Below are 23417 nucleotides of genomic sequence, written 5' to 3'. Positions count from 1 at the left end.
ACCTCGCTTGCACCCCCACGCGCGCCTGACCTGCGCTCGCGGGCGATGCCGCTTCGTTCGGGCTGTGACGGGCCCTGCCCGTCCGGTTCTACTGAGTGCCGACCTGTGAAGGGTGACGCCGTTCTTCCGGAGGCTCGCCGGTGATGGCCGGGTCGATGCCGATGGGAGTCATCCTACCCGGCGGGTCAGGCGCCGACCACCGGCCGAGCCGGGAGTGACCCCTGTCGCGATCCTCACCGACCCCGAGACCGGCATCCACACGCTCGGGCATAGTGGTCGGGTGAGCGCTCTGTCCTCGTCCCTGCCCCTGATCAGCGACCCCGACGTCAAGCGCGTCTATGCGGTCGACGCGAGTTTCGGTGCGGCCGCGCCGGACGACTTCGAGGTCGTCCGGGCCCGCGACGTCGCCGACGTCGTCGAGGTCATGCGACATGCGCACGAGCACGGCGTCCCCGTCGTCCCCCAGGGCGCCCGGACCGGACTCAACGGTGCGGCCGTGGCCACCCAGGGGTGCATCGTCCTCAACACCGAGGCCCTCAAGGAGATCGAGCTCGTCGACCCCGTCGACGGCATCGCCGTGGCCGGGGCCGGCGTCGTCACCGAGGAGCTGAAGAAGGCCGCGCGCGTGGAGGGCATGTTCTTCCCGCCCGACCCCGCGTCGGCGGCGTCCTCGACCCTCGGCGGCAACGTGGCCACCAACGCCGGCGGCTTGTGCTGCATCAAGTACGGAGTCACCGCCGACTACATCCGCGGCCTCGAGGTCGTGCTCCCCGGCGGCGAGACCATCACCACCGGCCGCCGCACCGCCAAGAGCGTCGCCGGGCTGGACCTCACCGGCCTGTTCGTCGGGTCCGAGGGCACCCTCGGGGTCGTCACCAAGGTCATCACGCGGCTCGTCCCGGCACCCGAGGACCCGCTCACCGCGCTCGCCACGTTCCCCGACCTCACCTCGGCGGCCGAGGCCATCATCGCCCTGCGGCGCGACCCCAACCCGCCGTCGCTCATCGAGTTCCTCGACGCGCCGTCGATCGCCGCGATCCAGGCCCTGGCCGACTACGGATTCCCCTCCGACTGCGCCGCCGCGCTGCTCGTCCAGTCCGACCGCCCGGGCCACGTCGGCGAGGACACCCAGCGCTTCGCCGACCTCATGCAGTCCCACGGCGCCGACGAGATCGCCGTCGCCGACGACGCGCAGGAGGCCGACGCCCTGCTCGCCGGCCGACGCGCCCTCAACGCGGCGCTCGAGGCCAAAGGGCCCAACCTCATCGAGGACATGTGCGTCCCCATCCGCGCGCTGCCCCGACTGGTCGAGGAGGGGCGTGAACTCTGCGCCGCACGCGGCGTGGAGGTGACGATGTCCGGCCACGGCGGCGACGGCAACCTCCACCCCTCGATCTTCTTCGACCCCACCGACCCCGACGCGAACGCGCGCGGCCACGCCGCGTTCTCCGACCTGGTGGACCTGTCCATCGCCCTCGGCGGCACCATCTCCGGCGAGCACGGCATCGGCACCATCAAGGCCCCCTACCTGCGGCGTCAGGTGGGCGAGGCGGCCATCGCCCGCATGCGTCAGCTCAAGGCCGTCTTCGACCCCAAGGGCATCTGCAACCCGGGCAAGTCCTACCTGGGCTGAGTGCCCGCGCGCCGCGCGACGTGCCTCCGTTGCGCCGCAGGACACGCGAACTATGCTGGTGGACAACCCCGTCCACCACGCGAAGGACTGCCATGCCTCCCCCCGCCCAGTCCTCCACGGGCGCGACCCGGCCGACATCCTCCACGCGAGCCCGCCATCCCCGCACACCCGAGGCGCTCACCCCTGCCGAGCCGCGCCTCCCGGGGATCGCCGTCGTCATCCCGTGTCACAACTACGCCGAGTTCATCGGCGCGGCGATCACCAGCGTCCTGGATCAGACGCGTCCGTACAGCCAGGTCATCGTCGTCGACGACGGCTCCACCGACGACTCCCTGGACGTCATCCGCCGGTACGCCGACCACCTCGAGATCGTGGCCCAGGAGAACACCGGCCTGCTCGGCGCCTGCCTCGCGGGCCTGGCCCGGGTGCAGGCGGAGTACGTCCACTTCCTCGACGCCGACGACACCGCCGACCCGCACCTGGTCGAGAAGTGCGCTCCGCTGCTCGCGTCGACGCCGGTCAAGCTGCAGTTCCAGTTGGCGGCCATCGACGAGGAGGGCGAGCCCAACGGCTCGGTCTTCCCCAGCTTCGCCGACGGATACGACCGGGCCGCGATGCAGGAGGACAACCGGGTCATCGGCTTCTACCAGTGCCCACCCACCTCGGGCAACGTCTTCCACACCGCGACCCTGCGTGGACTCGGGTTGGAGGCGGAGAACCCGCGGCTGCCCCTGGACGGCGCCGGATGCGCGGTGATGCCCTACCTGGGCGAGATCGTCTCCGTCTCCGAACCGCTCGGCGGGTACCGGGTGCACGGGTCGAGCATGAGCAACACCCAGCTCGCGCCCTCGCCCGAGCAGTGCACCCGCGAGATCGCCGACTTCGAGGCCAACTGGGAGGTCGCCGCCCGCCTCATGGGGCAGTCGGAGCCTCCCTACGGGGAGGCCATGCCGTTGTTCCTCCTCGAACGCCACCAACTCCGACGGGCACTGTCCGGCGGCTCCCCCGACGTCGTCGGCCTGGCGCGCTACCTCGGCCGCCTGCGTCAGTCCAACCTGCCCACGTGGCAGCAGGCCGCCCAGGGCCTCTGGATGACCACGCTGATCACCCCCTCCACCCGGGCCCGCACCCGACTCGTCCATCTGCGACGCAGCGGCGCGGCCCGCCCACAGTGGATGCGACGCCTCGTCCGCCTCGTTCGCCGCTGAGGCCCCCGGGCGCGCCTGCGGCGGTGCAGGAGTGTCGGACCTCTCTGGAACAATGACGCCATGACCAACACCCCCTCCGCAGCCCGCCCCATCCCTGACAAGCCGTCGGTCGACGGCCTCGAGGACCGGTGGGTCGAGGTATGGGCAGACGAGGGTACCTACGTCTTCGATCGTGAGCGGGCCCTGGCCGCGCCGCGCGAGCAGGTCTACGCCATCGACACCCCGCCTCCCACGGCCAGCGGATCCCTGCACGTGGGACACGTGTTCTCCTACACGCACACCGACTGCATGGCCCGCTACAAGCGCATGCGGGGGCTCGAGGTGTTCTACCCGATGGGGTGGGACGACAACGGGTTGCCCACCGAGAAGCGCGTGCAGAACTACTACGGCGTCCGCGGCGACTCCTCGCTGCCGTACGTGCCGAACTACGAGCCCAAGTACCGCGGCGACATGTCGGCCAAGGACGTCAAGGACGCCTCCAAGCAGGAGGCCGTGAGCCGCGCCAACTTCATCGAGTTGTGCGACGAACGCACCGTCGAGGACGAGAAGGCCTTCGAGCGGCTGTGGAAGCGCCTCGGTCTCTCCGTCGACTGGAACATCTCCTACCGCACCATCGACGACCGCAGCCGCGCGGTGTCGCAGAAGGCGTTCCTCGACCACCTGGCCGCGGGCAACGCCTACCAGTCCGAGGCGCCCGGGCTGTGGGACGTCACCTACCAGACGGCCGTCGCGCAGGCCGAGCTCGAGGCCCGCGACTACCCCGGTCACTACCACCGCGTCGCCTTCCACCGGGTCAACGAGGACGGCTCGCGCGGCGAGCCCGTCCACATCGAGACCACCCGCCCCGAGCTGCTGCCCTCGTGCGTCGCGCTCATCGCCCACCCCGACGACGAGCGGTACGCCCCGTTGTTCGGCACCACGGTGACGAGCCCGGTGTTCGGCGTCGAGCTGCCCGTCCTCGCCCACCCCGGTGCCGAGATGGACAAGGGCGCCGGAATCGCCATGTGCTGCACGTTCGGTGACCTCACCGACGTCACGTGGTGGCGCGAGCTGCAACTGCCGATGCGTTCGCTCGTGGGCCGCACCGGACGCATGGTCTCCGAGACCCCCGACTGGCTCTCGGGCGAGGGCGCCGACTTCTACGCCGGGTCGGTCGCCGGAGCCACGACCTTCGCTGCCCGCAAGGCCGTCGTCGAGGCGCTGCAGGCCTCCGGAGACCTCGACGGGGAGCCCAAGGCCACCCAGCGCAAGGCCAACTTCTACGAGCGCGGCGACAAGCCGCTCGAGATCGTCACCAGCCGCCAGTGGTACATCCGCAACGGCGGACGCGACGCGCAGTTGCGCGAGGAGCTCATCGAGCGCGGCACGCAGATCGACTTCCACCCCGACTTCATGCGGGTGCGGTACGAGAACTGGGTGGGCGGCCTCAACGGCGACTGGCTCATCAGCCGCCAGCGGTTCTTCGGCGTCCCGATCCCGCTGTGGTATCCCCTCGACGAGCACGGCGAGCCGGTCTTCGACTCCCCTATCGTCCCGGCGCAGGACGCGCTGCCGATCGACCCCTCGGCCGATGCGCCGGCCGGGTACACCGAGTCCCAGCGCGGCGAGCCCGGCGGGTTCGTCGGCGACCCCGACGTCATGGACACGTGGGCCACGTCCTCACTCACCCCCCAGATCACCACGGGGTGGGGCGGGGAGGCGCTCGGCGGCGACGACGAGCTCTACGCCGCACTCTTCCCGATGGACCTGCGCCCCCAGGGCCAGGACATCATCCGCACGTGGCTCTTCTCCACGGTGGTCCGCGCCCACCACCTCGCGGGCGAGGTGCCGTGGCGCCACGCGGCGATCTCGGGGTGGATCCTCGACCCCGACCGCAAGAAGATGAGCAAGTCCAAGGGCAACGCCGAGACCCCCGAGGGCATGCTCGACCAGCACGGATCCGACGCGGTGCGCTACTGGGCCGCCTCCGCGCGCCTGGGCACCGACGCCGCCTTCGACACCGGCCAGATGAAGGTCGGCCGGCGCCTCGCGATGAAGGTGCTCAACGCGAGCAAGTTCGTCCTCGGGTTCCCCGAGACCCCATCGTCGGGTGCGTCCTGCGGGGCCCAGAACTGCACCCACGACCTGGCGCTCCTCGTCAGCGAGCCGCTGGACCGCGCGATGCTCGCCGCCCTCGCCCAGGTCGTCGTCCAGGCGACCGAGGGGTATGAGAAGTACGACCACACGCGGGCCCTGGAGGTCACCGAGACGTTCTTCTGGACGTTCTGCGACGACTACCTCGAGCTGGTCAAGGCCCGGCCTACGGCGCGGACGACGAGGGTGACGGGTCGGCGTCGGCGCAGACCCAGAGCGCCCGAGCCGCATTGCGTGTCGCGCTCGACGTGCTGCTGCGGCTGTTCGCGCCGGTGCTGCCGTTCGCAACCGAAGAGGTCTGGAGCTGGTGGCGCAGCGGATCGGTACACCGCCAGGTGTGGCCGCAGCCGGAGGAGTGCCGCACCCCCGAGGTGGGCGATGGGCACGGCGCCGAGGCGGCACCCGTCGACATCGACATGCTCCCGTGGGTGGGGCAGGCCCTGGGCGGCATCCGCCGGGCCAAGTCCGACGCCAAGGTCGGCATGCGCGCCACGGTGTCGTCGGTGACCATCGCCGGGCCGGAGGCCGCCTGCGCGGCGATCCGCGCCGCCGAGGCCGACCTGCGCGCCGCCGGTCGCGTCGACGGTGACATCACCTACACGAACGCCGACCACGTCGAGGTCCGCGACGCCGAACTCCTCCCCCGCCGCCCAAGGAGTGAGGCACCGGCCGGTCACCGCAGGCCGGTCAGGGCCGTCAGGGTGGGGCGGCGGTCGCCGGCCCACCCGCGTCGCGCCGCGCGGCGCGCCGCTCGAGCAGGTGGCGTCCGACGAGTGCGTCCGTGCTCGGGCAGGGTCGGCCGTAGAACCACCCCTGGGCGAGGGGACAGCCCAGTTCGAGCAGGGCGATCGCCTGCTGCTCGGTCTCCACGCCCTCGGCGACGATGTCCTCGATCCCGAGGCTGCGCACCAGTGACATGACGGCCGCGAGCTGACGTTCAGCGGCCTCGCTCTCGCCCAGCCCGGCCACGAGCGAGCGGTCGAGCTTGACGCAGTCGACGGGCAGGCGCAGCAGCGTCGCCAGGGAGGCGTACCCGGTTCCGAAGTCGTCGACGCAGAGCCTGATCCCGGCCTCGCGCAGCGCCTCCAGCGTCTCCGCGGTGGCCGGGCCCTCGTCGACGAGTTCGGTCTCGGTCACCTCCAGGCGGAGTCGAGCGGGCGGGAGCCCGGTCGTGGCGAGGGCGTCCCGGACGACTCCGGCGAACCCCGGATCGCGCAGCTGCGCCGGGGAGACGTTGACGAACAGGTCGACCTCGTCCTCCTCCCCCGTCGCCCGCAGGCCGGCCGCCTCTCGGCAGGCGCGGCGCAGCACGGCCTCGCCGAGCGTGGTGATGAGTCCCAACTGCTCGGCCACCGGCACGAAGACGTCGGGCGGGACGTCACCGAGCTGCGGGTCCCGCCAGCGGGCGAGGGCCTCCCGACCGATGAGCGTCCGGTGCTCGGGGCCGCCCATGATCGGTTGCAACACGATGTCGAACGGGTCCGTGCAGGTGACCTGCTCGAGGCGGTCTCCCACCTCGGCCCGCGTGCGCAACCGCAGGGCGAGGGCGTCGTCGAACACGACGTGACCGCCGCAGCCACGCTGCTTGGACTCGTACATCGCCGCATCCGCACGACCGAGCAGTTCCTCGGTCGTGCACCGGTCGTCCGGACCGGCCAGGGCCAGACCCATCGCCGGTGTCATGGCGTGGACGCGCCCGGGTATGATCCGTAATGGCGCGTCGAACGCGCTCCGCACCCGCTCGGCCAGCGAGACCGCCCCGGCGGTGTCCTCGGTCGAGGAGACGACGACGAACTCGTCGCCACCGTGCCGCGCCACGATCTCCCGGGGGTGCAACACCGCAGGGAGGCGCGTCGCGATGTCACGCAGCACCGTGTCTCCCGCGTGGTGTCCCCAGGTGTCGTTGACGCGCTTGAAGTCGTTGCAGTCGAGGAAGAGCACGACGGTGAAGCGGCCGGTCACGGCATCACGGATCAACCGGTCCTCGAGCGCGTCGAGCAGGGCGGCCCGGTTGAGCAGCCCGGTGAGCAGGTCGTGGGTGGCGCGGTGGTGGCTGTCGGCCTCTGCCCGGGAGAGCGCGGAGACCGTGGTGGACAGCGCCAGAACACCAGCGACACCAGCACGGTGATCATCAGGGTGCGCACCATCGTGTCCCAGGCGTCCACGTCGGGGACGGCGCTGGAGAGGATCACGGGAAAGACCGTGAGGAGGATCATCGTCGAGCGATCGCCGGTGAACCTCGGCGCGATCCGGCGGGGCGCCGGGCTGAGTTCGCGCAGCCGGGGATGCACGAACGCGACCGCCAGCGCGAAGTGGGCCAGGAGGTAGGCCGCCTCGAGCACGGGGATGTCGTAGGCCTGCTGCGCCGTCGTCTCGACGACCGCGTAGGCCGTGTCCACGACCAGCCACACCGCCATCGCCGACATGAACCACACCAGGGGTGGCGTCACCCGGCCGAGGCGACGGCCGAGTTGCGCCGCGAGGGTGAGGATCACGATGTCCAGCGGCGGGTAGAGCGACCAGACGATGCCCGTGGCGAGATCCTCCACCGTTGCCCAACGGGGCGAGGATCGTCACCCACAGCGCCAGCGCCGCGCCCGTACACGAGGCCGCGGTCGCGGCCAGGGTGCCCCGATCCGTCGTCCCGCCGTAGGTGCACATGAGCGCGAGCCACAGGATGAGGAAGCCGTACCCCGACAGGAACATCGCGTCGGAGTACTCCATCGGGCCGATCCGTACCGGCACCAGTGCGTCGAACGCCGTGGCGACGAAGAACAGCCCCGCGGCGCCGGCGGCGAACCACACCCGCCGCGGTCGCACACGGCGGATCACCGGGCCGAGTGCCATCCCCAGCAGGAGGACGGCCGTGAGGACCATGTGCGCGGAGGCACCCGACCCGAACGGGTCGGCCAGGTACCAGATCGCCACCCCGGCCACCACAGAGAAGGCGACCCCGAGAAGAAGGGGCCACCCCCTCCGCCGGGGCACGGGCGGCACTCAGATCGTCAGCACGCGTGGGGAGGCCAGGACCTCATCCCCCGGCACCGGCGCGCCCAGGAGGAAGCCCTGGGCCCAACCGAATCCGAGTTCGGTGGCCTGCCGGAGCTGATCGGGGTCTCGATCCCCGCCACCACGGCGGGGAGGCCCGCGTCGTGCACGGCGGTGACGATCGCGGACAGTCGGTCGGAGTCACCCTCGGCGATCTCGCGCGGGTGGAGCTTGACGATGTCGACCCGGGCGTCGGTCAGGGCGGGAAGCAGATCGAGGTCGTCGACGGTGAACCCGTCCAGACAGAACGTGATCTCCTGCTCCTGCAGCGCGACCAGCCGCGCGAACGCGCCCGAGTCCGCGCCCTGCAGACGGCGGAACGTCGCGGTCGAGATGTCCACGAGGAGACGGTCACCGGCGACGCCGCCGGCCTCGAGCTCCTCGAGCACCTCGGTGTGGAACCCCTCGGAGCAGACGAACTCCCCCGACAGGTTGACCGAGAGGATGAGCCTGCGCAGATCCTCCTCCTGCTGCAGACGGCTCAACTGCTGCACCGACTGCCGGAGGATCCAGCGGTCGACCTCCGCCATGCACCCGGAGTCGCGGACGGCGTCGAAGAAAGGGCCGGGCGTGGTGGCGCCGGCGTCACCGGCCAGCCGGGCGAGCGCCTCGACTCCCTGGAGCGCGCCCGTCCCCAGGTTGTAGAAGGGCTGGAAATGCGCGACCAGGCCGTCGGCGGCGACGTCTTCCCCCGCGGGTCGGGTCGCCGACATGGACAGAGTCTGATCCGTCACCGTGTCACCTGTGGTTCCCCCGGATCGTGGAGGGCTTCGGGCTACGCGGCGTCCGGGACGGACGCTGCGGTGGACTGCTCGTAGTTGACCGGTGACATCATGCCAGCCGCGCTATGCCGGCGTTGGTGGTTGTAGAATCCGTAGGCCCAGTCGATGACCAGGGCCCGGGCCTGGGCTCGGGTGTCGAACGCCTGCCGGGACAGGACCTCCCACTCCAGGGAGGAGAAGAACGCCTCGGCGGCGGCGTTGTCGAAGCACGACCCGACCCGGCCCATCGACTGGCGGATCCCGAGGTCGGCGCAGAGCCGGGTGAACGAGGTCGCCGTGTAGGTCGAGCCCCGGTCGGTGTGGAAGATGACCCGGTCGGACTCGTCCTCGCGCCAGATCGCCTCCTTGCCGCCGCGAGCGGTCACGGCCATCTGGATCGCCGCGCACGCCAGGTCAGCGTCGGGGTGGGCACTGGTGGCCGCGCCGAGCAACCGGCGCGAGTACAGGTCGATCACGGTGGCCAGGTACAGCTTGCCCTCGGCCGTGGGGATCTCGGTGATGTCGCCGACCCACTTGCAGTTCGGCGCCGGCGCGGTGAAGTTGCGACGCACCAGGTCCGGGAACTTGGGTGCGGTCTTGTCCTGCCTGGTCAGGCCGCTGCGCCGCTTGATGACGCGGGCGACCAGGCCTTGGCGGCGCATCGACTCGGCGACCGTCTTCTCGCTGATCTGCCAGCCAGCCTCGCGCAGGTCGGCGTGCAAGCGCGGTGAGCCGTGCAGGCCCTTGGCGTTCTTGAACGCGACGCGCACCGCGCGGTCGACGGTGTCGCGGCGGCGGTCGGTGTCGGTGAACAGCCCGCTGGCAGCGCCGGGACCGTCGGCGCGCTTGATCCACTTGTAGAACCACGCTTCGGAGACTCCGAGCAGCGAGCAGACAAGGGCGTGTGGCACGGCGTAGTTGGTCCTCTGGTCGGCGATGAAGCGTGCCACGCTCACTTCGTCGCCTCCTTCACCCACAGGACCACGGATCGCTTGAGGACATCACGCTCCATCCGCAGCTCGGCGACCTCGGCGCGCAGCCGTTTCAGCTCCTCGTAGTCGTCCTTGGACAGCTCTCCATGACCCTCGCGTGCGGCACGGGCGCGTTGGACCCAGTTGCCCAGCGTGCCCTCGTTCACGCCAAGATCGCGAGCGACCTGCGCGATCGGCTTGTTCGTCTCCTCGACGATCCGGACCGCTCCCTCACGGAACTCCCGGTCGTACTTCTTACGCTTCTCTGGCATCTCGATCCCTCATTGTGGATGCCTCTACGCTCCAGGGGGAACTTCAACCTGCTTTCGGGTCTCCGTGACCTGTCGGCCGACGAGCGGTCATCTTGAGCCGCTCGAGCGGGGTGACGGTCATCGCTTAGCGGCATGACGAAGCCCGGTCACTCTACGCAGCAGTGACCGGGCTCGCCCGTCTTTCGGGAGGGTTCTCAGGGTTCGACGGTGACCTTGATGGCCTCGCCCTTGCGGACGATGTCGAAGGCCTCGAGCACGTTCTCCAGCGGGATGTGCTTGGTGATGAGGTCCTTGACGGGGATCTGACCGGTGGAGACGTACTCCAACGCCGCCTTGTGGTGGCGCGGGGCCGAGCCGTTGGCGCCGTGGATGTGCAGCTGGCGGTAGTGCACGAGGTTGGAGTCGCAGGTGATGGTCGGGTCGGTCTTGGGCAGACCGCCGAAGAAGGAGATCCGGCCGTTGCGGGCGGCCATCGCGATGGCCTGCTCCTGGTTGATGTTGGCCGGGGTCGCCGTGATGACGACGTCGGCGCCGCGTCCGTCGGTCAGTTCGAGGATCTTCGCGACGACGTCCTCGGTCGAGGCGTCGATGACGTGGTCGGGCTGCACCGCGTCGGCCGACATCTTGAGACGCTCGGCGTTGATGTCGACCAGGACGATCGGGCCCACCTTGTGCACGCCGCGGGCGATGCGGATGTGCATGCAGCCGATCGGTCCGGCGCCGAAGACGACCGTGAAGTCGCCCTCGGAGATGCCGAGCTGCTCCTGGGCGTTGATGGCGCACGCGAACGGCTCGAGAGCGGAGGCCTCGTCGAAGCCCACGTTGTCGGGGATGCGGTTGAGGCCGTCGACCTTGAGCACCTGCCGGGGCACGATCATGTACTCGGCGAAGCCGCCGTCGTACTGGTAGCCGACCGAGGTCTGGTTCTGGCAGACCTCCATCCAGCCCCTGCTGCACTCGTGGCAGTCGCCGCACGGCACGGCCGCGATGACCTGCACACGGTCACCCACGGAAAACCCGCCGAGGGCGTCGGCGCCGACCTCGACGACCTCGCCGGCGATCTCGTGACCCATGACCGTCACACCGGTGATGTTGACGTGGCCGTTGTTGAAGATCTTGACGTCGGTGCCGCAGGTCGAGCAGTTCTTGACCTTGATCTTCACCTCGTCCGAGCCGCACACGGGCTCGGGGACGTCTTCGAGTCGAACGTCGCCGGGTGCGTAGAAACGCAGGGCCTTCATCCGGATGCTCCTTTGCAACGGGCCGCACACATGCCTGTTCGTGTGGGATTGGTGTGAGACACAGCCTGCCTTGTTGGGGTTTGTCCGTCAAGGGGGTCTTGACCGGAACCAAACAGACGTATATAAACAAGATCACAGATTCACGACGGTGTGGATCCCCGCATGGACAGGAGCGCCCCATGGCGACACCGGCCACGGCCGATGCGGCCCCGAAGACCTCAGCGCGGGTCCGGGTGCAGCAGTTCGGCACCTTCCTCTCGAACATGGTGATGCCGAACATCGGCGCCTTCATCGCCTGGGGTCTGATCACGGCCCTCTTCATCGAATCCGGCTGGCTCAACCTCGGCGGCGGCGAGCGCGCCGTGTGGGGCGCCGACAGCTGGGTCGCCCGCATCGGGGGATGGGGTGACTTCGCCGACGGCGGCATCGTCGGCCCGATGATCACCTACCTGCTGCCGATCCTCATCGCCTACACCGGCGGCCGCATGGTCTACGACGCCCGCGGTGGTGTCGTCGGCGCGATCGCCGCGATGGGTGTCATCGCCGGCGCCGGCATCCCGATGTTCATGGGCGCCATGATCATGGGCCCGCTCGGCGGCTGGAGCATGAAGAAGCTCGACGCCCTGTGGACCCACCGCATCCGTCCCGGCTTCGAGATGCTCGTCAACAACTTCTCCGCCGGCATCTGGGGCATGATCCTCGCCTTCATCGGGTTCTTCCTCATCAGCCCGGTCGTCGAGGCCTTCAGCAACGCGGCCGCCTCCGTCGTCAACTTCCTCGTCCAGAGCCAGTTGCTGCCGCTGACCTCGGTCTTCATCGAGCCGGCCAAGATCCTCTTCCTCAACAACGCGATCAACCACGGCATCCTCACCCCGATCGGCACCAACCAGGCGCTGGTCGACGGCAAGTCCGTCCTCTTCCTCCTCGAGGCCAACCCCGGCCCGGGTCTGGGTGTCCTGCTCGCGTTCATGTTCTTCGGCACCGGCATGGCCAAGGGCTCGGCGCCCGGCGCGATCCTCATCCACTTCCTCGGTGGCATCCACGAGATCTACTTCCCGTACGTGCTCATGAAGCCGAAGCTGCTGGCCGCGGTCATCCTCGGTGGCATGACCGGCGTGTTCGTCAACGTCCTCTTCGACGTCGGCCTGCGGGCCCCGGCCGCTCCCGGCTCGATCATCGCCATCTACCTGCAGACGGCCTCCGACAGCTACATCGGCGTGACGCTGTCGGTGCTCGCCGCGACGCTGGTCAGCTTCGCCGTCGCCGCGTTCCTGCTCAAGACCGACAAGTCCAAGGACGAGGGCGACCTCGCCGCCGCCACCGCCGACATGGAGGCGATGAAGGGCAAGAAGTCCTCGGTCGCGGGGTCGCTCACCGGCGCCGGGTCCACGGGCGAGCACACCGGCCCGATCCACCAGATCGTCTTCGCCTGCGACGCCGGCATGGGCTCCTCGGCCATGGGAGCCTCGGTGCTGCGCAAGAAGATCCAGCAGGCCGGCCACGACGACGTCACCGTCGTCAACAAGGCCATCTCCAACCTCACCGACACCTACGACCTCGTGGTCTCCCACCAGGACCTCACGCCGCGGGCCCGGCAGCGCACCGGTTCGGCGATGCACGTCTCGGTGGACAACTTCATGAACAGCCCCCGCTACGACGAGATCGTCGACCTGCTCGCCCGCACCAACTCCCCCGCGGATGTCACGGCGGGTGCGGCCACGGCCGGCGGTGCCTCGGCGGCCGGTGCCTCGGCGGCGGCGTCGACCCCGTCCACGACCGCGTCCACGACGACTGCGTCCGAGCCGTCGGAGCGGTCGGACAAGAACTCCCCGCTCCCCCTCGAGGCCATCGTGCTGGGCGGCCGAGCGGACTCCCGCGACGCCGCGATCGAGGAGGCCGGAGGACTGCTCGTCGGCCAGGGCGCCGTCGGCCCCAAGTACGTCGAGGCCATGCACGACCGCGAGGCGTCCGTCTCGACCTACATGGGCAACATGCTCGCCATCCCCCACGGCACCAACGAGGCCAAGGGCGAGGTCAACCGCACCGGCCTGTCGTTCGTCCGCTACGACGAGCCGATCGACTGGAACGGGCAGCCCGTCCGCTACGTCGTGGGGATCGCCGGGGTCGGCGACGACCACCTGGCCATCCTGTCCCAGCTCGCCGGGGTCTTCCTCGACGACAAGAAGGTCGCCGTGATGGACCGCGCGACGACTCCGGAGGAGATCCACGACCTGCTCTCCGAGGTCTCCCTCTGAGGTAGCCGGCACGACCCGAGACGACGCAGGGGGCGACCGGATGATCCGGTCGCCCCCTGCGTCGCGTTCACGGCGGGGCGGTCACGGCAGCGCGGCGGGGCGGTCACGGCAGCGCGGCGGTGCTCAGCGAGGGACGAGCGCGAACCACGGCACGTCCCACCCGCCCAGGGCGAGCGAGCGGGAGGTGAACCGCTCGCGTCGCGGCTCGACGACGACGCCCGCGGCGGGTTCGTACAGCACGATCTGTTCGCCGGCGCTCAACAGCGTCACGTGACGCGGCAGAACGCGGTCACCCACGTAGAGGAGTGCGGGCGCCCGGGAGCGGACGGTCGAGAGGAGGACCTCGTCGTAGGCGCGCGCACGAACCCGGTCGTCACCGAACCGCAGCGGGACGACGCCGTACCGGCGCCCGGTCCCCCACTCCAGCTCCTCCAGCGCTCCCCAGGGCGAGGTGCCGAAGAAGGAGGGCCAGCCGAGGTCGTGGAGCACGCCCCGACTACGGACGCGAAAGGCGTTGGTGCGCGCCAGGATCGCTCGCTCCTGCGCGGCGAAGGCCGCCGGGTCGACGACGTCGCCGTCCGAGGTGAGGTGCGCCGCGTAGTCCGGATCGACCGACATGCGAGCCACCGTCAGACAGGCGGCGCCACAGCTCACCGCGCTCTGCTGCGCGGGAGCCGAGCCCCGGGACTCAACCGGAAGGCCACGTGCCTCAGGCGGACTCGCGTTCGGCGCCACCATGACGCACGACCGTGGGGGTCACGCGGTCGAGGACGACCTCACGGGTGACGACGACCCGGGCGATGTCGTCGTCGCTGGGCACGTCGAACATGACCGGCTGCAGGACCTCTTCCATGATCGCCCGCAGGCCACGCGCTCCCGTGCCGCGGGACAGGGCCTGCTCGGCGAGCGACTCGACGGCGCCGTCGGTGAACTCCAGCTCGACACCGTCGATCTCGAACATCTTCTTGTACTGCTTGACCAGCGCGTTGCGCGGCTCGACGAGGATGCGCACGAGGGCGTCGCTGTCCAGCGGGGCGACGCTCGTGATGACCGGGAGCCGGCCGATGAACTCGGGGATGAGCCCGAACTTCATGAGGTCCTCGGGCATGACGTCGGCGAAGTACTCGTTGGGGGCCTTAGCGGTCTGCAGGGCTGCCCCGAAGCCCAGTCCGGCCTTTCCTGCGCGGGACTCGACGATCTTCTCCAGCCCGGCGAACGCGCCACCCACGATGAACAGCACGTTGGTGGTGTCGATCTGGATGAACTCCTGATGCGGGTGCTTGCGACCACCCTGCGGCGGAACCGAGGCCGTGGTGCCCTCGAGGATCTTGAGCAGGGCCTGTTGCACGCCTTCACCGGACACGTCGCGCGTGATCGACGGGTTCTCGCTCTTGCGGGCGATCTTGTCGACCTCGTCGATGTAGATGATGCCCGTCTCGGCCTTCTTGACGTCGTAGTCGGCGGCCTGGATGAGCTTGAGAAGGATGTTCTCGACGTCCTCACCGACATAGCCGGCCTCGGTGAGCGCCGTGGCGTCGGCGATGGCGAACGGCACGTTGAGCATCCGCGCCAGGGTCTGGGCCAGGTAGGTCTTGCCACACCCGGTGGGCCCGATGAGCAGGATGTTCGACTTCGCGATGTCGACCTGCTCGTCGCCCTTCTTGAGGACCTCGCCCGCCTGGATGCGCTTGTAGTGGTTGTACACGGCGACCGCGAGCGCCTTCTTGGCGTCGTCCTGACCGATGACGAACTGCTGCAGGAAATCGAAGATGTCTCGCGGCTTGGGCAGTTCGCCCAGGCCGAGCTCACTGGCCTCGGCCAGCTCCTCCTCGATGATCTCGTTGCACAGGTCGATGCACTCGTCGCAGATGTAGACACCGGGCCCGGCGATGAGCTTCTTGACCTGCTTCTGGCTCTTTCCACAGAACGAGCACTTGAGCAGGTCACCGCCCTCTCCGATACGTGCCACGTGTCCTCCCTCGTCGTCGCCGTCTCACCACTGCCGTCTCGCCACTGCAGACCGGCCTCGGCCCGTGGTCCCGGGTGGCGTGTGCGTACGCGACGGTACCGCCCACACTCCACCCGCGTCTCCATTGAAACCCGGTGTCGGGCACGGACGCGCCCCTGTCCGCTGAGGGCGGACAGGGGCGCGGACGGCGTGAGACGACGCGGAGCGGACCGGTCAGACGCTGATGCTCCCGTCGAGCAGTCCCATGATCCCGAAGACCGCACCGACGACGACGACCGCGAGCACCACGAGCTCGGCGGGGGTGAAGACCCGCAGGCGGGCCTCCCGGCGGGCCCAGATGTAGAGGGCCGTGCCGACGACGTAGAAGATCGCGGCGAGCAGCAAGTACTCCAGACCCGCGGCGTAGACGAGCCACAGGGCGTAGACGGTTCCGACGCCGGCGACCAGCAGGTCACGGCCCTTGGACCGGGCCGAGGTCTCGTAGCTCTCCCCCGTCACCCCGAGCTTGAGCTGGTAGAGCGTGGCCCACAGGTACGGCAGCAGGATGAGCGAAGACGCCAGCATGATGAGGGAGTCGTACGCGCTCGGCTGCGTCTTGGCCCAGATGAGCACGATCTGGGTGACGGCGCCCGTCAGCAGCAGCGCGGCCGCCGGCGAACCCCGGCGGTTGTCCTTGCCCAGGAAGGCCGGCAGGACCTTCTGCTGCGCCGGCAGGCGGAGGATCTCGGCGCACAGCAGGGTCCACGACAGGAACGCACCGAGCACCGACACCGTCAGACCCAGCGCGATGAGCGCCGCACCCCACGGCCCGACGACCTCACCGAGGATCGATCCCAGCGCCGGGTCGGCGACGCCGCTCAGCTCCGCCTGACGCATGACGCCGTAGGCCAGGAAGTTGACGAGGATGAGCAGCGCCAACACCATGACGAATCCGATGACGGTCGCCTTGCCGACGTCGCTGCGCTTGCCCGCGCGCTGGGAGAAGATGCTGGCGCCCTCGATGCCGATGAACACCCACACGGTCACCAGCATCATGCCCTTGACCTGCTGCATCGTGTCGCCCAGGCCCATCATCCCGCCCTCGCCGTCGGGGACCTGGGTCATCGTCCCCCAGATGTCGGCCGAGAAGAGGTCCATCCGGAAGGCCAGCGCCGTCAGCACCAGGAACATGAGGATCGGCAGCACCTTGGCGATCGTCACGATCGTGTTGACGATGACGGCCTCGCGCACGCCCACGACGCAGAGCATCGTCGTCGCCCAGAGCACGACCGACCCGAGCGCCAGCCCCGCCATCGTAAGCGTGTTGTCCTGCACGAACACGTCCGGCATGAAGTACCCGATGCCCGAGACCAGCAGCACGAGGTAGCCCACGTTGCCGATCCACGCGCTGATCCAGTACCCCCACGCGCAACTCGACCCGATGAACGGACCGAACCCGGCGCGCGCATACCCGTAGACGCCGCCGTCGACGTCGGGCTTGCGCTCGGCGAGGGTCTGGAAGATGAAGGCCAGCATGAGCATGCCGACGCCGGTGATGAGCCAGCCGATGAGCAGCGGACCGGGCGCCGCCGCGCTCGCCATCTGACGCGGCAGGTTGAAGATCCCACCGCCGATCATCGACCCCACCACGAGGGCGATCAGGGCGAAGAGCGGAAGGCCGGCAGATCGGCCTCCGTCCGCGCCGTTCGAAGCGGTCCCACCCCCGGACACGCGGGGGTCTGCAGTCGTCGACATGGTCATCCTCCGTCAGGTCTGCTGTTCACCATTCCCTTCCAGGATGACCCTTGCCCAGTCCCCTGCGCAGGGACTTTGTACCGTCTGGACGGTTTAGACGATGTTCTTTGCATCACACTCGGACGCCCACCCCGCCCGGGCATGCCGAAGGGCCGACGGCATTGCCGTCGGCCCTTACGGAACTGCCTACCTACCTGGCGTGTCAGACCTGGCGGGAAGCCTTACGGCTGACCAAGACCTCATCGATCAGCCCGTAGTCACGCGCATCAGGGGCCGAGAGGATCTTGTCGCGCTCGATGTCCTCGTTCACCTGCTGCGGGGTACGGCCCGAGTGCTCCGCGAGGACCTCCTCCAGCCAGGTGCGCATGCGGAAGACCTCGTTGGCCTGGATCTCGATGTCGCTGGCCTGGCCGTAGTCGCCACCGGCGAGCGCCGGCTGGTGGATGAGCACGCGCGCGTTGGGCAGCGCGTACCGCTTGCCCGGCGCACCCGCGGCCAGCAGCACCGCGGCCGCCGACGCGGCCTGACCGACGACGAACGTCTGCACGTCGGGGCGGACGAACTGCATCGTGTCGTAGATCGCCGTCATCGCGGTGAACGATCCACCGGGGCTGTTGATGTACATGAGGATGTCGCGGTCGGGATCCTGACTCTCCAGCACGATGAGCTGGGCGATGATGTCGTCGGCCGACGCGTCGTCGACCTGGGCACCCAGGAAGATGATGCGGTCCTCGAACATCTTCGTGTAAGGGTCGGTGCGCTTCATCCCGTAGGACGTGCGCTCCTCGAACTGCGGCAAGATGTAGCGGCTCGAGGGTCCGACGGGTCGGCCACCGGCCAGGCGGGGCGTGGTGATGTCCATGCGTAGCTCCAAAGTCTCGTCGGGTCAGGCCTGCGTGCCGCCGGCACCCGGCGTGTCGCTCGCCCGGGTGAAGACGTGGTCGACGAAGCCGTACTCCTTGGCCTCCTCGGCACCGAACCAGCGGTCGCGGTCGGAGTCCCGGGTGATCTGCTCGACCGACTGACCCGTGTGCTCGGCGATGAGCTCGGCCATCTGCTTCTTGATGAACAGCATCTGCTCGGCCTGGATCTTGATGTCGGTGGCCGTACCACCGATGCCGCCCAGCGGCTGGTGCATGAGGATGCGGCTGTGCGGCGTGGCGTACCGCTTGCCCTTGGCCCCCGCGGACAGCAGGAACTGGCCCATGCTCGCCGCCATACCCATGGCGACCGTGCACACGTCGTTGGGGACCCAGTTCATGGTGTCGTAGATCGCCATACCGGCCGAGATCGACCCACCGGGGCTGTTGATGTACAGCCAGATGTCGCGCTCGGGGTCCTCGGCCGACAGCAGCAGCAGCTGCGCGCAGATGGCGTTCGCGTTGTCGTCGCGGACGTCGGAGCCGAGGAAGATGATCCGCTCCTTGAGGAGGCGGTTGTAGATGTGGTCGTCGAGCCCACCCTTGGGGCCCGGATCGCTGGCGACGATATCGCTGCGGTGGCTCACGCTGTGTCTCCCTTGGTCGTGACTGTCGCGATCGCGGCGGTGCAGGCACCGATACGATCCTGCATCTCACACGAGGCTAACGTCGCAGGCACTCCGGCCCTTCCCCGCCCGGGGCCCTGTTCGCCCTGGGCGGACTGACCGCGCCGCGCCGCTCCCGCACAGACGCCGACGGCGCCGCCCCGGCCGGAGCGGCGCCGTCGTGCGTGACTCACTTCGAGTCGTCGGCCGAGCCCTCGTCGGACTTCTTGTCCTTCTTCTCCGGCTTCTTGTCGGCCTTGTCCTTCTTCTCGCCCTTGTCCTTCTTGTCGGCCTTCTTCTTCTCGGCCTTCTTCTTCTCGGCCTTCTCGGCGTCAACCTCGGCGTCGGACTCGGTGGAGTCGTCGTCGCTTTCGGGCGCGTCGCTCGCGGGCGCCTCGACCTCGTCGTCCTCGTCGCCCACCTCGACGGTGGCGGACAGGTCGACGACGTCACCGTTGGTGTCGGTGACCTTGGCCTCCTCCATGACGGACGCCAGGGCCTTGCGGCGGGCGACCTCGGCGGCCATGGCGCCGGCCTGCTGGTTGTCGTCCATGGCCTGGGCGAGCTGGCTCGGGTCCATGCCGTACTGCTGGGCGGTCATGATGATGTACTCGATGAGCTCCTGCTGGGAGACCGTGACCTCGGTCTTCTCGGCGATGGCGTCGAGCAGGAGCTGGGTGCGCAGCGCCTTGACGGTGTTCTCGTGCACCTCGGCGCGGTGGTCGGCGTCCTCGGTCTCGTGCGAGCCGTCGGCGAAGTGGGCCTCGACCTCGGCCTCGACGACGGAGTCGGGCACGGGGATCTCGAGGTCCTCCAGGAGGCGCTCGAGGATCTTGTCGCGGGCCGCGAGTCCCTGCTGGAAGGACTGGGCCTGCTCGGCCTGCGTGCGCAGGTCGGCCTTGAGCTCCTCCAGGGTGTCGAACTCGGAGGCCATCTGGGCGAAGTCGTCGTCGAGCTCGGGCAGCTCGCGCTCCTTGAGCGTGCGGAGCGTGACCGTGATCTCGGCGTCCTCACCCTCGTGGTCGCCTCCGGCCAGCGGCGCGGTGAAGTCCTTCTCCTCGTCGACGCTCATGCCGACGAGCGCGTCGTCGAGCCCGGAGATCATCGTGCGGGAGCCGATCTCGTAGGAGACGCCCTCCACGTTGTCGATCTCCTCGCCGCCGATCTCGCCGCGCAGGTCGATCGTGACGAAGTCGCCCTCCTGGGCGGTGCGGTCGACGCCGACGAGCGTGCCGAAGCGGGTGCGCAACTCCTCGACGCGACGGTCGAGCTCGGCGTCGACGTCGGACTCGGCGATCGGGTCGACCTCGACGGCGATCGAGGAGAACTCGGGCAGTTCGATCGTGGGACGCACGTCGAGTTCGGCGGTGAACACGAGCTGCTCACCCTCCGCCATCGGCAGCTCGGTGAGGTCGACCTCGGGCTGGCCCATGGGGCGCAGGTCGTTCTCCTCGATGGCGTCGCCGTAAAACTTGGGCAGGGCCTCGTTGACGGCCTCCTGCATGACGGCGCCCTTGCCGACGCGCTGCTCGATGATGCGGGTGGGCACCTTGCCGGGGCGGAAGCCGGGGATGGCGATCTGCGACCCGATGGCCTTGTACGCCGCGTCGACGCTCGGCTTGAGCTCCTCGGACGGGACCTCGATGGTCAACTTGACCCGGGTCGGAGAGAGGGTCTCGACGGAACTCTTCACTGCGGGCACTCCAGCATCGATCGGTGACGGATGGTTCGGTGGACACGGCCGGGGCCGGTCGACACCGATTCACCCTGCCGCAACTGCGCACAGGGGTCGGTTCATGCTAGCGGGTCCGCCGACCGGTCTGTCGAACCGGGCGAACAGGCAGGGCGTGTTCGTCGCCCAGGACGCCCGGCGAAGAGGGGTCCTGGCGCGGGCGCCCTTCGACGGTCGTCTCCGAGATGAGTCGGGCTGACAGGATTTGAACCTGCGACATCGTGCTCCCAAAGCACGCGCGCTACCAAGCTGCGCCACAGCCCGTCGAGGAGCCACTGTAACCGCTTGGACCGCGCCTGACGGTGCGCCGTCGGGGCCACGGACCCGAACGGCGCGAGGACGAACGAGATTCACGGACGAAAGTCCTCTGATGAGTCGCCGGGACTCTGATGAGATGGGTGAACCGCCCGTCCAACCCCTGTTCCGGCGCGCTCGACGACCAGGAGGACCGGATGCCCAAGGACACCGCCGACGTCTTGGCAGCCCTGACGACGCCGTCCGTCTCGCGGAGGCGCTTCATGGCCTGGAGCGCCGTCGCAGGCGTGGGTGCCGGCGTGGTCGGCGCCTCCAGGCACGGGCTGCAGGCCGCCGCCGCCGACAGCGCCCCGGCGGCGGAGGAGAAGATCGTCTGGAGCTCGTGCAACGTCAACTGCGGCAGCCGCTGCCCCCTGCGGCTGGTCGTGCGCGACGGGCGCGTCGTACGGGTCGACCCCGACGACACCGGCGACGACGAGCTCGGCACCCAGCAGATCCGCGCCTGCGTACGTGGCCGCTCGATCCGCACCCGCATCTACAACCCCGACCGCCTCACCTCCCCCATGAAGCGCGTCGGGCGTCGCGGGGAGGACAAGTGGCAGAAGATCAGCTGGGACGAGGCGACCACGCTCATCGCCGACCAGTTGAAGAAGACGATCGCCGAGCACGGCAACGAGTCGGTGTACCTGCAGTACGGCACCGGCGTCCTCGGCGCCACCGTCGCCCGTAGCTGGCCTCCGGCCGGCACCGCCGTGGCCCGCCTCATGAACTGTGTCGGCGGATTCCTGGACCAGTACTCCGACTACAGCACCGGCCAGATCGGCATCGCCGTCGACTTCCAGCACGGCGGGTGGCAGGGCTCCAACAGCAACGACGACACGCGCAACAGCAAGCTCGTCGTGATGTTCGGCAACAACCCGCACGAGACCCGCATGAGCGGCGGCGGCGAGGTGTTCGTCACCCAGAAGGCGAAGGCCGAGACCGGTCACCGCGTCATCGTCATCGACCCCCGCCAGTCCGAGACGGCGATGAACCTCGCCGACGAGTGGGTGCCGATCCGGCCGGGCACCGACGCGGCGCTGGTCGCCGGGTTCGCCCACGTGATGATCAGCGAGAACCTGCTGGACCAGACGTTCCTCGACACCTACTGCAGTGGGTTCGACGAGGACCACATGCCCGAGGGTGTGCCGGCGAACCTGTCCTACCGCAGCTACGTCATGGGTGAGGGTGCCGACGGCACCGCCAAGACGCCGGAGTGGGCCGCGAAGATCACCGGCCTGCCCGCGCAGACCATCACCCGCCTGGCCCGCGAGATCGCCACGACCAAGCCGTGCGCCATCACCCAGGGGTGGGGCCCGCAGCGTCACTCCAACGGCGAGAACCAGTCCCGGGCGCCGATGCTGCTCGCGGCGATGACCGGCCAGATCGGGATCTCCGGCGGCGGCACCGGCGAGCGCGAGTCGTCGGCCAACATCGGCATGGCCTCGTTCCCGACCCTGGAGAACCCCGTCCGCCCGGTCATCCCCTTCTACCGCTGGACCGACGCGATCACCTCCGGCGAGGGGTGGACCTACAAGGACGGCGTCCGCGACAACGCCGACCGCAACGGCAACGCCAACGTCACCAACGACGTCACCCTCGGTTCGAACATCAAGTTCATGTGGCTGTACGGATCGAACGCGCTGGTCAACCAGCACGGCGACATCAACCGCACCCTCGAGATCCTCTCCGACGAGAACGCCCTGGAGATGATCGTCTGCATCGACAACCACATGACCGTCTCCGCGCGGTACAGCGACATCCTGCTGCCCGACGCGGTGACCGCCGAGCAGGTCGACCTCGCCCAGCAGGGCTCGTCGGGCAACCTGGGGTACGCGATCTTCACCGACAAGGCCGTCGACCCGCCCGGTGAGGCCAAGCCGGTGTACGAGCAGCTCACGCTCATCGCCGACAAGCTCGGCGTCAAGCAGAAGTTCACCGAGGGACGCAGCCAGGAGGACTGGGTGCGGTGGATCGTCGACGAGAGCCGCAAGACCATCCCCGACCTGCCGCCCTTCGAGGAGTTCCGCAGGATGGGCGTGTTCAAGAAGAAGCTCGAGCCCGTCATCGCCATGAAGGCGTTCCGCGACGACCCCAAGGCCAACCCCCTGGCGACCCCGTCGGGCAAGATCGAGATCTTCTCGACCAACCTGCACCGGATGAGCCAGGACTGGCCCGTCGAGGGTGACAACAAGATCACCCCCACGCCCGAGTACGTGCGCACCCGCGAGATGCCGGGCGACCCGCTGCAGGAGAGGTATCCGCTGCAGTGCATCGGCCACCACTACAAGCAGCGCACCCACAGCAGCTACGGCAACAGCCCCTGGCTCAAGGAGGCCCACCCGCAGCACGTGTGGATCAACCCGATCGACGCGCAGTCCCGCGGCATCGGCAACGGTGACTCCGTCGACGTGTGGAACGACCGCGGCAAGGTGCGCCTGCCCGCCTACGTCACGCCGCGCATCATGCCCGGTGTGCTCTCGATCCCGCAGGGCGCCTGGTACACCCCCGGCGCGAACGGCCTCGACGAAGGAGGCTCGGTCAACACCCTGACCAGTCACACCCCCACCGCCTACAGCAAGGGCAACGGACAGCACTCCGTCCTCGCCCAGATCGCCAAGGCCTGAGGACGAAGGAGGAC

Annotated in this window: 16 protein-coding genes, 1 tRNA gene and 1 pseudogene; 5 read left to right on the top strand and 13 right to left on the bottom strand. The window is 69.2% G+C overall.

All coding sequences use genetic code 11. The features are described 5' to 3' along the window. The first annotated feature begins 214 nt into the window (after nt 1-214). The 3 genes and pseudogenes from QQK49_RS05650 to valS all read left to right on the top strand — a co-directional run. On the top strand, nt 215-1633 hold the full coding sequence (locus QQK49_RS05650; RefSeq protein ID WP_348536101.1) for an FAD-binding oxidoreductase: 1419 nt from the start codon (nt 215-217) through the stop codon (nt 1631-1633). 92 nt (nt 1634-1725) lie between these two features. Continuing rightward, nucleotides 1726-2841 carry a glycosyltransferase family 2 protein gene (locus QQK49_RS05645; RefSeq protein ID WP_284303089.1) on the top strand — a complete coding sequence of 372 codons (1116 nt, stop codon included), beginning with the start codon at nt 1726-1728 and terminating at the stop codon, nt 2839-2841. 60 nt (nt 2842-2901) lie between these two features. After that, nucleotides 2902-5627: pseudogene (gene valS, locus QQK49_RS05640) on the top strand (valine--tRNA ligase); the annotation flags it as partial. Nucleotides 5628-5670: 43 nt separating this feature from the next. Here valS and QQK49_RS05635 read toward each other — a convergent pair. From QQK49_RS05635 to QQK49_RS05610, 6 genes are all read right to left on the bottom strand, one after another. Next, on the bottom strand, nt 5671-6975 hold the full coding sequence (locus QQK49_RS05635; protein WP_284305830.1) for a putative bifunctional diguanylate cyclase/phosphodiesterase: 1305 nt from the start codon (nt 6973-6975) through the stop codon (nt 5671-5673). Continuing rightward, nucleotides 6948-7523 (bottom strand): hypothetical protein, encoded by a 576-nt coding sequence (locus QQK49_RS05630; protein WP_284305978.1) that lies wholly within the window; start codon nt 7521-7523, stop codon nt 6948-6950. The genes QQK49_RS05635 and QQK49_RS05630 overlap by 28 nt, the downstream gene beginning before the upstream one ends. 456 nt (nt 7524-7979) lie before the next feature. Continuing rightward, the gene (locus tag QQK49_RS05625) at nt 7980-8735 is read right to left on the bottom strand and encodes an EAL domain-containing protein (RefSeq protein ID WP_284303088.1); all 756 of its coding nucleotides are present in this window, start codon (nt 8733-8735) and stop codon (nt 7980-7982) included. Between the two features lie 62 nt (nt 8736-8797). After that, a complete protein-coding gene (locus QQK49_RS05620) occupies nt 8798-9694 on the bottom strand; it encodes an IS3 family transposase (RefSeq protein WP_431310568.1) in 897 nt (298 codons plus the stop codon). A 41-nt stretch (nt 9695-9735) separates the two neighbouring features. Further along, complete coding sequence (locus QQK49_RS05615; RefSeq protein ID WP_182818941.1) at nt 9736-10026, bottom strand: transposase; 291 nt, start codon at nt 10024-10026, stop codon at nt 9736-9738. A 194-nt stretch (nt 10027-10220) separates the two neighbouring features. Then, nucleotides 10221-11267 (bottom strand): zinc-dependent dehydrogenase, encoded by a 1047-nt coding sequence (locus QQK49_RS05610; protein WP_284303087.1) that lies wholly within the window; start codon nt 11265-11267, stop codon nt 10221-10223. A 179-nt stretch (nt 11268-11446) separates the two neighbouring features. Between QQK49_RS05610 and QQK49_RS05605 the strand changes: the two genes are divergently transcribed. Next, entirely contained in the window at nt 11447-13522 is a 2076-nt protein-coding gene (locus QQK49_RS05605; RefSeq protein ID WP_284303086.1) for a PTS mannitol transporter subunit IICBA, read from the top strand. 123 nt (nt 13523-13645) lie between these two features. Here the strand turns inward: QQK49_RS05605 and QQK49_RS05600 are convergent, their stop codons facing one another. The 7 genes from QQK49_RS05600 to QQK49_RS05570 all read right to left on the bottom strand — a co-directional run bounded on the left by QQK49_RS05600 (nt 13646) and on the right by QQK49_RS05570 (nt 20746). Beyond that, nucleotides 13646-14140: a hypothetical protein gene (locus QQK49_RS05600; protein WP_284303085.1), complete on the bottom strand. Its 495-nt coding sequence runs from the start codon at nt 14138-14140 to the stop codon at nt 13646-13648. Between the two features lie 91 nt (nt 14141-14231). After that, nucleotides 14232-15491 (bottom strand): ATP-dependent Clp protease ATP-binding subunit ClpX, encoded by a 1260-nt coding sequence (gene clpX / locus QQK49_RS05595; protein WP_284303084.1) that lies wholly within the window; start codon nt 15489-15491, stop codon nt 14232-14234. A 213-nt stretch (nt 15492-15704) separates the two neighbouring features. Continuing rightward, entirely contained in the window at nt 15705-17225 is a 1521-nt protein-coding gene (gene arcD, locus QQK49_RS05590; protein WP_284303083.1) for an arginine-ornithine antiporter, read from the bottom strand. Nucleotides 17226-17427: 202 nt separating this feature from the next. Further along, nucleotides 17428-18087: an ATP-dependent Clp protease proteolytic subunit gene (locus QQK49_RS05585; protein ID WP_284303082.1), complete on the bottom strand. Its 660-nt coding sequence runs from the start codon at nt 18085-18087 to the stop codon at nt 17428-17430. 24 nt (nt 18088-18111) lie between these two features. Further along, nucleotides 18112-18732, bottom strand: a complete 621-nt coding sequence (locus tag QQK49_RS05580) for an ATP-dependent Clp protease proteolytic subunit (protein ID WP_284303081.1) — start codon at nt 18730-18732, stop codon at nt 18112-18114. Between the two features lie 208 nt (nt 18733-18940). Continuing rightward, nucleotides 18941-20443: a trigger factor gene (gene tig / locus QQK49_RS05575; RefSeq protein ID WP_284303080.1), complete on the bottom strand. Its 1503-nt coding sequence runs from the start codon at nt 20441-20443 to the stop codon at nt 18941-18943. A gap of 229 nt (nt 20444-20672) precedes the next feature. Beyond that, a tRNA-Pro gene (locus tag QQK49_RS05570) sits at nt 20673-20746 on the bottom strand. Between the two features lie 134 nt (nt 20747-20880). On the opposite strand from QQK49_RS05570, the gene QQK49_RS05565 reads away from it, so the two are divergent. Then, nucleotides 20881-23403 carry a DMSO/selenate family reductase complex A subunit gene (locus QQK49_RS05565; RefSeq protein WP_284303079.1) on the top strand — a complete coding sequence of 841 codons (2523 nt, stop codon included), beginning with the start codon at nt 20881-20883 and terminating at the stop codon, nt 23401-23403. The last annotated feature ends 14 nt before the right edge of the window (nt 23404-23417 follow it).

Origin of the sequence: Mobilicoccus caccae (genome assembly GCF_030161635.1) — a bacterium.
Lineage (GTDB): Bacteria > Actinomycetota > Actinomycetes > Actinomycetales > Dermatophilaceae > Mobilicoccus > Mobilicoccus caccae.
Note: the sequence above shows the minus strand (reverse complement) of the source record. Positions and strands in the feature narration are given on the sequence as shown.